Genomic DNA, 10,070 nt, shown 5'->3' with positions numbered 1-10,070 from the left:
GCCAGCAGTTCCTTGCTGGAATTCTCGTTGGAGACTACCACCGTTCCCTCGACACCCGGCGCCGCCGCAATCGCGGCCTCAAAGCCCCGGCGGCGCTGCAGGATCGTGTAGCGGTTACGGTACGTATAGTGCAGGAGCCGGCGATGCCCTGCATCGATCAGGTGCTGGGTCGCCATATAGGCGCCGTAGAAGTTGGCCGGCGCCACCGAACTCAGCCGCATCCGTGGATCGACGCCATTGGCCAGTACCACGCTGATATCGGCGTCCAGCGCCCATTCGACCAGTGCGTCTTCAGGATCGATACCGGCCAGAACCAGGCCGCCTGCGCCAGACTTCGTCATGTATCGCTGCACGAAATCGAGCGTCACATGATCCTCGTTGACCAGCCGCACGTCGAGCACAATGCCAAGCTCCGCCGCCTGCCCGCGCATGCCTTCGACAATGCCGTGATAAAAGCTTGCAAGGCTGCCTATGGCGCCATTCAGCGGCACCATGGCCACCGCGCGCTTGTCGAGATTGCCCACGGTGGGCACATGCTTGCTCTTGTAGCCCAGCATGCGCGCGACGCGCTGCACGTCGCGCCGCACCGCATCGCTGATGCCGATTTCATTGGCCAGCGCGCGCGACACAGTCGACACGGACACCCCGAGTTTTTCGGCGATATCGGCTTGGCTGGCGCGCTTGCTGGGCATTTCCGAATTCCTGATTACTCACTACGCAATATTTGCATTTTTTGAGTAACGCAAGAATTCTCGCGTGTTAACGCATCCCGAACCGTTCCCCGAGCCATTTCATCTGCTCGCGATCCTGGAACGGCCCGCCACCCTCGTGGTTGTTAAACTCATATTCCACAATGGTTTTGTCGGTTCCGGCAAAGGCCTGATAGGCGCCATAGACCGTCGACGGCGGGCAAATGTCGTCCATCAGCGCCACCGAGAACAAAGCCGCCGCCTTGCTCTGACGCGCGAAATTGACACCATCGAAATATCGCAGCGTTTCGAAAGCCTTGGCCGATTTATCCCGGTGCTGGGCCAGGAAGCGTACAATCTCGAGATAGGGATCGCGACCGGCAGCACGCACGGCCCGCGGGAAATCGCAGAGGAACGGCACATCCGGCATCACCGCCTTCACTCGGCTATCAATCCCCGCCACCGCCAGCGCGATGCCGCCACCCTGGCTGCCGCCGCAAACGGCCACGCGCTCGGGATCGACGAAATCCTGCGCCAGCAGCATGTCCACTGCACGAACGCCATCGGTGAAGAGGCGGCGATAATAGTAGTCGTTCTTGTCCAGAATGCCCTTGGTCATCACGCCGGGAATGGAAGAGGTCGAGCCGATCGGGTCCGGCGTCGCGCCCATGCTCCAGCTACTGCCCTGCCCGCGCGTGTCCATGCGGAAATAGGCATAGCCCGAGGCCGCCCAGTGCAGCAGCTCATGCGGAAAGCTGCGCCCACCACCATAGCCGATGTACTGAACCACGAGCGGAAGCTTGCCCTCGCGGTTCTTCGGCAGCACCAGCCAGCCCTTTACCGGATGCCCACCAAAGCCGGGAAAGGTCACGTCAAAGGCTTCGACGAGCTTGAGCGTCGTTTCCACCGGCTCGATGGTGACTGCCCCACCGATGCTGCGGGCCTCCGCCAGCGTATTGGCCCAGAACGTGGCAAAATCGGCAGGAGTCTCCACGGCGCTGCGATAAGCACCAAGCGCGGGGTGTACGAGATCGGGGAATGGCACGGAACGATCCTGGTATGGAAGAAACTGCCCCACCCTGCTCCCGTCATTCGCAAAATTCCAGCCACGAGCGCGCTTTGCCACAGCAAAGGCGGCCAGCACCCCTAGTGATGAAACCGAGCGATCGTCAGCCGATGGAATTGCAGGTTTCTGGCCTCGGGCCGGAACATGGGCTCGGACGGCACGAACAGCACTCGCCCCGCCACAGCATGCTGTCTCTGCGCCTCGTTAAGGGCCTGCGGTTGCGGCACGATCAACTGCCAGTCATCGCTTGCCGTAACCAGCCCGCGCGCAAAGGCATCCGCCATGCCCGTTTCCAGCACCAGCACATTGCCGATTTCAAGTGGACCGCCGAATTCGCGCGGGTGGATCGGGACCACCTCCAACTGCTGATGCAGAATCTGAGCATCAGAAGGAAACCGCAAGCCGCTGATAGCGCAGCGATAATTGTAGATTTTCAGCGCGAAACGATAGAAGGCGACATGATTGTCGATCGAATGGGCAAACCCGGCCAATGGCCTTTCACCAAACCCATCAGGATCGTTTTCGTCGATCATACCGGTCACTCTCCGTCGCGATCTTACGGAGATTTTACGATAGTGAAAACCACTAAGCGTCGTGGCACGATCGGCTCAGCAGGCGTCTGCGCCCCCGGAAATGACATTTCAAAACTCGGGTCCCTGGCGTAGAGTGTCGGAACGCATTTCTATTTCCGCCCACCCAAACAAAACGAAATGCCTGAATGCGCCCAAGTGCGGCACAAGATTGTCTATCAGACCGGTAGAGATTTATCCCGGCCAGAACTAGATTGAAGCCAACCAATAACTGGAGCGTCTCATGACCACGAAAACCCTCCTTCTCGCCGCCCTGCTGGCCGGCGTCGCCCTGCCCTCCGCTGCCTTTGCGCAGAGCTATGACCCCAACGCTTCGATCCGCATCGGCTCGCTCTATGAGCCGCAGAACCTCGACAACACCGCCGGCGCAGGCCAGGGCATCAACGAGGCCTTCAACGGCAACGTCTATGAAGCCCTGTTCCAGTTGACCGATGCCGGTTCGGTTGAGCCCAAGCTGGTCGAAAGCTACAAGGCCAGCGACGATGGCCTGACCTATACCTTCACTCTCAAGGACGGCGTCACCTTCCACTCTGGCGACCCGCTGACCTCGGCCGACGTAAAGTACTCGATCGAACGCGTCACTGCCGAGACCTCGAAGAGCTCGCGCAAGAAGAGCCTCTCCACCATCACCGGCATCGAAACTCCCGATGACAAGACGGTCGTGATCACGCTCTCGGCCCGCTCGATCTCGCTGCCCTACAACCTCTCCTATGTCTGGATCGTCAACGACGCCGCCAGCGATATCACCGCCACCGAAGACGGCACCGGCCCATACACGCTCGGCGAATGGCGCCGCGGTTCGGCCCTGGCTCTTGAGCGCTTTGACGGTTACTGGGGCGCGGCCCCGACCAATGGCGAAGTCGTCTACACCTATTTCACCGACGCCACCGCGCTCAACAACGCGCTGCTGACCAACGCCGTCGACATCATCACCTCGGTGCAGAGCCCGGATTCCCTGGCCCAGTTCACCGGCAATTCGGCCTACACCGTCACCGAAGGCGCTTCCACCACCAAGGAACTGCTGGCCTATAACGACCGCGTCGCCCCGTTCGACAACGTCAAGGTCCGCAAGGCCCTGGCACGCGCCACCGACAAGGCACGCCTGCTCAACTCCATCTGGGGTGACTATGGCACGCTGATCGGCTCCTTCGTGCCGCCGACCGACCCGTGGTATGTCGACCTCACCAGCGTCGATGCCTATGACGTCGACAGCGCCAAGGCTCTCCTCGCCGAAGCCGGCTATCCCGATGGCTTTGAATTCACCCTCGACACGCCCGACTACGATCCGCATCCGATCGTCGCGCAGTTCCTGCAGTCCGAATATGCCAAGATCGGCGTGAAGGTGAACATCAACATCATCACCGCCAACGAATGGTACACCAAGGTCTACCAGGCCCACGATTTCCAGGCGACGCTGCAGGAGCACGTCAACCACCGCGATATCGTCTTCTACGGCAACCCGGACTTCTACTGGGGCTACAACAACCCCGACGTCGTAAAACTGATCGCCGACGCCGAAGCTGCCGGTTCGCAAGCCGAACAGGTCGAAAAGCTGACCGAAGCCAACAAGATCATCGCCGAGGACGCTGCCAGTAACTGGCTCTACCTCTACCCGCAGATCGTCGTCTCGGCCGCCAACGTCACCGGCTACCCGATCAATGGCCTGAACTCCCAGTTCTTCGCCTACGGCATCCAGAAGTCTGAGTAAGCCTGCCCTCCACGGGCTGTCACCCAGGCGAAGGCCGGGGCCCATCCTGAGATCTCAAGATGGATCCCGGCCTTCGCCGGGATGACAACCGCTGGTGATGGCGGCCCTGACATAAAGCCAACGGTCGCCACCACCGGGAAATCCCGTTGAACACTCTGTCCACCGGCCTTCTGGCCGGTGGCTTTGCCTTTGCCGCCCGGCTATTCTGAGCCCGCCCAAGCGCAAGGAATCCGATCATTCTCGCCTATACCATCCGCCGCACGCTGATCCTGATCGCCTCGCTGTTCATCGCGGCCGTGGTGCTGTTCGTGCGGCTGCGCCTGCTGCCCGGCGATCCCGCCAATGCCCTGCTCGGCGTCGGCGCGACCGAACAACAGATCGCCGCCGCCCGCGCCCAGGTCGGTTCGGACCAGCCGCTTTACGTCCAGTTCGTCAGCTTCATCGGCAATCTGGCCCGCCTCGATCTCGGCACCTCCTTCGTCAGCCGCGCCTCGGTGCTCGGCGAGATCGGCAGCCGCATGTCCGTCACCCTGCCGCTGACCTTCTTCGGCTTCGTCGTGGCGCTTGTCCTCGCCATCCCCCTCGGCATTCTGGCTGCGGTCCGCTCCAACAAGTGGTACGGCGCCGCCATTTCCGTCATCTCCCAGCTCGGCATCGCCATCCCCGTCTTCTGGGTCGGCATTCTCCTCGTCACACTCTTTTCGATCAATCTGCGCTGGCTCCCGTCCGGCGGCTTCCCGCTCAAAGGCTGGGCCAATTTCGGTGAAGCCATCACCGGCATGATCCTGCCCTCGCTCACCATCGGCCTCGTCATGGGCGCCTCGCTCCTGCGCTATGTCCGCGCCGCCACGCTCGACGTGCTCGGCAGCGATTTCCTGCGCACCGCCCGCGCCCTTGGCGCCAGCTTCCCCGAAGCGCTCATCCGCCACGGCGTGCGCAACGGCGCCGTGCCGGTCATTTCCATCCTCGGCATCGAACTCGCCAGCACCTTCCTCGGCGCCGTGGTCATCGAGCGGGTCTTTTCGCTCCCCGGCCTCGGCTCCATGCTGCTCCTCGCCATCCAGCAGCGCGATTATCCCAACGTGCAGGGCGTGCTCTTCATCTCGACCCTGCTCGTGCTGCTGATCGGCTTTGCCGCCGACATCGCCCAGCGCCTTATCGATCCTCGCCTCCGCAGCCGCGGGAGGGCGTTCGCATGAGCACCGCGACCATGACTGCCCCGACCGAGAAGAAATCCCACTCACTGGCCCTCAAAGCCGGACTGCTGCTTGTCGGCATCCACATTTTCATGGGTCTTCTTACCCTCGTCTGGCTGCCCTACGACCCAACCGCGATGGCCGGCGGCCGCCTCGAAGGTCCGAGCCTACTTCACCTGCTCGGCACCGACCGCCTCGGCCGCGATCTCTTCACCCAGATGATGATCGGCAGCCGCATCGCCCTAATCGTCGGCATTGGTGCCGTCGCCATCGGCGCCGTCATTGGCGTCACCCTCGGCCTCCTCGCCGCCTTCGCCAGCAAGTGGCTGGATGACGCGCTGGCAGCGACGCTCGACATCCTCATCGCCTTCCCGACCCTGCTCATCGCCATGCTGGTGGTCGCCGCCAGCGACACGGCCAATCTCTGGTCGGCCATCATCGCGCTGGGCATCGCGCTCTCGGCCATCGTCGCGCGCCTCACGCGCATTCTCGCCAAGCGCGTGCTGGTGATGGACTACATCACCGCCGCCCGCACCTCCGGCAGTTCCTGGCCGAAAATCGTCGCCATCCATATCCTGCCCAATATCTGGCCGACGCTCTCGGTCAATTTTGCCCTGCAATTCGGCCTCGCCGTCATTGCCGAAGCCTCGCTCTCCTATCTCGGCCTCGGCGCTCCACCGCCCAACGCCTCATGGGGCCGTATCCTGCAGGAAGCCCAGGGCACGGTTTACACCGCACCCCTCGGCGCCATCGCCCCCGGCATTGCGCTGGTCTCCCTCGCCATCGGCGTCAACCTCCTCGCCGACGGCCTGCGCGACACCATCGACCCGACGAGGCGCGCAAGATGACCGTTCTTCTCTCCCTCGAAAATCTATCCGTCCACGCCGGCAACAAGGCGCTGGTGTCGAACCTGTCCTTCTCGCTCAACCGCGGCGAACGCCTCGGCCTGATCGGCGAATCCGGCTCCGGCAAATCCCTGACTTCGCTCGCCGCCACCGGCCTGCTTCCTGCCGGCCTCTCGTCATCAGGCTCCGCCATTCTCGCCGGCAAGCAAGTCATCGGCGCATCCGACCGCGAACTGAACCAACTTCGCGGCACAGCGGTCGCCATCGTCTTCCAGGAGCCGCTGACGGCCCTCGATCCGCTCATGCGCGTCGGCAAGCAGGTCGCAGAGCCCCTCGCCCGCCGCGCCCAGCGCGATGGCGCTCCGCTCTCCGGCGCTACGCTCGACAAGGCCGTCCTCGCCCTCCTCGACGAAGTCGCCCTGCCCGAGCCGCAGCGCATGGCCACCTCCTATCCGCATGAACTTTCCGGCGGCCAGCGCCAGCGTATCGCCATCGCCATGGCCCTCGCCTGCAAGCCCGACCTGCTCATTGCCGACGAGCCCACCACCGCGCTCGACGTCACCACCCAGGCCGAAATCCTCGGTCTTCTCGATCGCCTCGTCCGCACCCGCAACATGGCTCTCCTCTTCATCAGCCACGACCTGCCGGTCGTCGCAAACACGGTCGAGCGCGTCGTTGTGCTGCGCCAGGGTGAAACCGTCGAGGCCGGCAACGTCACCGAAGTTTTTGGCAATCCACGCCACGACTACACGAAGAGCCTCCTCGCCGCCGCCCGTCGCCTAGATGACGCCATGGAGGGCCGCTCATGAGCCTCGTCCGCGTCGACCACGTCAGTTTCGGCTACACCGCCAATCGCCGCATTCTCGATGATGTCTCGCTCGAGATTGCCCAAGGCGACACCATCGGCCTCGTCGGCGAAAGCGGCTCGGGCAAGACCACGCTCCTGCGCCTGCTGCTTGGCCTCGCCCGCCCCGATAGCGGCACAATAACCTTCGACGGCAGACCGCTCGATCCGCGCAATGGCGCCTTCATGCGCGACTTCCGTCGCCAGGCGCAGGTGGTCTATCAGGACCCCTATTCCTCGCTCGACCCGCGCCAGACGATCCAATCCATCATCGCCGAGCCCCTGCGCTCACTCAAAATTCCCGGCGACCACCAAAAACAAGTAGGCGACGCCCTCGAAGCTGTCGGCCTCGACCGCGATGTCGGCACCCGCTTCCCGCATCAGTTCTCCGGCGGCCAGCGTCAGCGCATCGCTATTGCCCGCGCCATCGTGCCCGGCCCACGCCTGCTGCTCGCCGACGAAGCCGTGAGCGCCCTCGACCTGACGACACGCATCCGTATCGTCGACCTGCTCGCCGGCCTCAGCAAAACCATGAGCCTGCTCTTCGTCTCGCACGATATCGGCGTCGTCGCCGCGCTTTGCCGCCGCATCGTCATTCTCGAAAAAGGCCGCATCGTCGAAGCCGGCGATACCGCTGCCGTTCTCGCCAATCCCCAACATCCCTATACGCAGCGCCTGCTTGCCAGCGTGCCGCGCCTCACTCTGAACGAGGTGTCATCGTGACCGACTACCCAACCCAATATGCCGAGTGGCAGCAAAAGCGCCTCGACGCGCTCAAGGCGCCCAATGGCTGGCTCAACATCATCGCCCGCGTCTGGCTCGCCGAGGGCACCGTCACCGTCGGCAGCGCCGCTGACAACGACATCATCCTCTCCTCCGGCCCGTCCTATGTCGGCAGCCTGACCCAGGATGCCGATGGCCAGGTGACCTATACGCCGGCCGATGGCGGCGCCGCTCAGGTGCTGCAGCTCTCGAAATACAACCCGCCGCGCTTCACCGCAGGCAACCTGTTGCTCGAAGTCACCTCGCTCAATGGCGAGAATGCCCTGCGCGTACGTGACACGACATCGGACGCACCCAACCAACTGCAGCCGCTCGAATATTTCCCGCTCGACCCCACCTGGCGCATCACCGCCGATTGGGTCACGCTAGAAGCCCCCAAGGGTCTGACCATCAGCACCTCCAAGGCGATCCAGACCGAGGTCGAAGCGACCCACAAGGCCGTCTTCACCCGCGATGGCGTCACCTATGAACTGCTCGCCACCCACGGCACGGCGGAGTCCCCGCAATTCGTCATCCGCGACCAGACCTCGCGCGATAGTACCTATGCCGCCTGCCGCTTCGTCTTCGGTGAGGACGTCACCGACAAGACCATCGTCTTGGACTTCAACAAGGCGCTGAACCCGCCCTGCGCCTTCACCGAACACGCCGTCTGCCCGCTGCCGCCGGCCGAAAACGTGCTGCCGATCCGCATCGAAGCCGGCGAAAAGCGCCTGCACGACTAATCTTTATCCAGACAGCAAAAGGCCCGGCAGCGTCGCCGCTGCCGGGCCTTTTGTTTTGGTCGGTCGCTAGCGTCTTATCGCGCGGACCAGGGCGATCAGGATACATGCGCCAAGCAGGCCGGCGATCAGGTAGCCGAGCCAGCCACCGAAGGAGATGCCCAGAATCCCGAAGAGAAAACTGGCGACGGCCGCGCCAATGATCCCGAGGATGATATTGAGGAAGATACCGGTATTGGTCTTCATGATGTTGGATGCGATCCAACCTGCCAGACCACCGATGATGATAGCTGCAATCCAGCCGATTCCTGCTTCGCCCATAATTTTAACCCCACTCTGTTTCGAGCGCTCCATATGGAGGCACCAGTCAACGCAGCAACGCGCCCTTTGGTTGCGCCACAAGCAACTGACATACAAAGAAAAGGCGGCTCAAAAACGAGCGGGAAACGTCGCCGATCTAGAAATCGAAGTGCCAGCGGCCATCGACTTCGGTAAAGCGCCCCATGCTCGGCGCCGACCAGCCTCGGCCGATGGAATAGAGACGCACCCGGCAGGTCACCACGCCATTGGGATGCTTAGCGCATTCGCTCGCCTCGAGTTTGACGCGATCTTCGACAATCGACACGCGCTCGCGTTCGAGAATGCGGGAATTGCTCAGCATCGCCTTGATGGCCTGGGAAGGCGTCGGCCCTCCCGGAATGAGCGGTGCTTCCCCGGCACTGCACCCCACCAGCAGAACGAGGCCAATAGCGGCCAGGAAACTACGCGATCGGATCATGGAAGCCTCCCCAGCTAGATCCGCAAAAACCTTAACAATTAGAGGTAAACTTGGCGTGTAGCGGACCGATCGAATGTCCCCGACTTCGCCCCGCCACTTCCCGGCCCACAAGGCTTGCCTGCCCCTGCCCACTTTGCTAGAGCCAAAACAGGACAATGATAGTCATGTAAGGAATGGCCGTGCCGGAAGAAGCGACAGCATCGTCCCCGGTTGCCGGTCAGTCCCGGATTGTCTGCTGATGGCCAAGCACGCTTTCTGCAGCGACGTCTGCAACCTCCGCGGCGAACCCCATGCCGGCACCGGCGACGCGCCCCGGCGCGTGCTGATGCTTGCCTGGCCGCGCGGTAAATGGCGGGCGCCGCGCTGGGAGTCGGTCGGCATGTCGCCCGAACTCGCCGCAATGCTGCATAAGGCCGCTCAGGCCAAGCTGCATGTCGCCCTCGTCGATAAGGTCGAAGCCCAAGGCAGCCTCCCCACGCTCCACGCCCTGCCCGAAAACGTCTATGCCGACTTTTCGAGCGAGGCCGAACTGATCGAGGCCATGGGCAACTATCTCGATGGCAAGGTTTTCGAGGGCAAGCGCGACCACCGGCCGACCATTCTCTGCTGCACCGACAGCCGCCGCGACGCCTGCTGCGCCCGGCACGGTTTTTCCACCTACAAGGCCCTGGTCAGCCACGCCGATCCATCGCGCTTCAACGTGGTTCAGGCCACCCATCTGGGCGGTTGCCGCTTCGCAGCCTCGCTCGTCGTCATGCCCCAGCGTCAGCGCTATGGCCGTATGTCCGCCGAGCACGCGGCCGATTTTCTTGCCGCCATCGGCCGGGGCGAAGTCTATCTCCCCACCTATAA

The 10,070-nt window shown here is 62.9% G+C and carries 12 protein-coding genes; 7 read left to right on the top strand and 5 right to left on the bottom strand.

The features are described 5' to 3' along the window. The 3 genes from J0I64_RS05330 to J0I64_RS05320 form a co-directional block, all read right to left on the bottom strand. On the bottom strand, nt 1–692 hold a 692-nt coding region (locus J0I64_RS05330), incomplete at its 3' end, for a LacI family DNA-binding transcriptional regulator (RefSeq protein ID WP_291406570.1). A gap of 67 nt (nt 693–759) precedes the next feature. Then, the gene (locus tag J0I64_RS05325) at nt 760–1,734 is read right to left on the bottom strand and encodes an acetylxylan esterase (protein ID WP_291406569.1); all 975 of its coding nucleotides are present in this window, start codon (nt 1,732–1,734) and stop codon (nt 760–762) included. Between the two features lie 101 nt (nt 1,735–1,835). Further along, nucleotides 1,836–2,288, bottom strand: coding sequence for a hypothetical protein (locus tag J0I64_RS05320; RefSeq protein ID WP_291406568.1), 453 nt, complete (start codon nt 2,286–2,288; stop codon nt 1,836–1,838). 280 nt (nt 2,289–2,568) lie between these two features. On the opposite strand from J0I64_RS05320, the gene J0I64_RS05315 reads away from it, so the two are divergent. The 6 genes from J0I64_RS05315 to J0I64_RS05290 all read left to right on the top strand — a co-directional run bounded on the left by J0I64_RS05315 (nt 2,569) and on the right by J0I64_RS05290 (nt 8,443). Continuing rightward, nucleotides 2,569–4,053 carry an ABC transporter substrate-binding protein gene (locus J0I64_RS05315; protein WP_291406567.1) on the top strand — a complete coding sequence of 495 codons (1,485 nt, stop codon included), beginning with the start codon at nt 2,569–2,571 and terminating at the stop codon, nt 4,051–4,053. A 251-nt stretch (nt 4,054–4,304) separates the two neighbouring features. Further along, nucleotides 4,305–5,252 (top strand): ABC transporter permease, encoded by a 948-nt coding sequence (locus tag J0I64_RS05310; RefSeq protein ID WP_291406572.1) that lies wholly within the window; start codon nt 4,305–4,307, stop codon nt 5,250–5,252. Nucleotides 5,253–5,263: 11 nt separating this feature from the next. After that, entirely contained in the window at nt 5,264–6,097 is an 834-nt protein-coding gene (locus J0I64_RS05305) for an ABC transporter permease (RefSeq protein ID WP_291406571.1), read from the top strand. After that, complete coding sequence (locus J0I64_RS05300) at nt 6,094–6,903, top strand: ABC transporter ATP-binding protein (protein WP_291406566.1); 810 nt, start codon at nt 6,094–6,096, stop codon at nt 6,901–6,903. The genes J0I64_RS05305 and J0I64_RS05300 overlap by 4 nt, the downstream gene beginning before the upstream one ends. Next, on the top strand, nt 6,900–7,661 hold the full coding sequence (locus J0I64_RS05295) for an ATP-binding cassette domain-containing protein (RefSeq protein ID WP_291406565.1): 762 nt from the start codon (nt 6,900–6,902) through the stop codon (nt 7,659–7,661). Before J0I64_RS05300 ends, J0I64_RS05295 begins: the two co-directional genes overlap by 4 nt. Next, entirely contained in the window at nt 7,658–8,443 is a 786-nt protein-coding gene (locus tag J0I64_RS05290) for a DUF1684 domain-containing protein (protein ID WP_291406564.1), read from the top strand. The genes J0I64_RS05295 and J0I64_RS05290 overlap by 4 nt, the downstream gene beginning before the upstream one ends. Nucleotides 8,444–8,509: 66 nt before the next feature. Here J0I64_RS05290 and J0I64_RS05285 read toward each other — a convergent pair whose 3' ends face one another. Then, the gene (locus J0I64_RS05285) at nt 8,510–8,761 is read right to left on the bottom strand and encodes a GlsB/YeaQ/YmgE family stress response membrane protein (RefSeq protein WP_291406563.1); all 252 of its coding nucleotides are present in this window, start codon (nt 8,759–8,761) and stop codon (nt 8,510–8,512) included. Nucleotides 8,762–8,897: 136 nt separating this feature from the next. Beyond that, nucleotides 8,898–9,218, bottom strand: a complete 321-nt coding sequence (locus tag J0I64_RS05280) for a hypothetical protein (RefSeq protein WP_291406562.1) — start codon at nt 9,216–9,218, stop codon at nt 8,898–8,900. Nucleotides 9,219–9,456: 238 nt separating this feature from the next. Here J0I64_RS05280 and J0I64_RS05275 point away from each other — a divergent pair. After that, on the top strand, nt 9,457–10,070 hold a 614-nt coding region (locus J0I64_RS05275), incomplete at its 3' end, for a sucrase ferredoxin (RefSeq protein WP_291406561.1).

This window comes from Devosia sp., from assembly GCF_017307565.1.
GTDB lineage: Bacteria > Pseudomonadota > Alphaproteobacteria > Rhizobiales > Devosiaceae > Devosia.
Note: the sequence above shows the minus strand (reverse complement) of the source record. Positions and strands in the feature narration are given on the sequence as shown.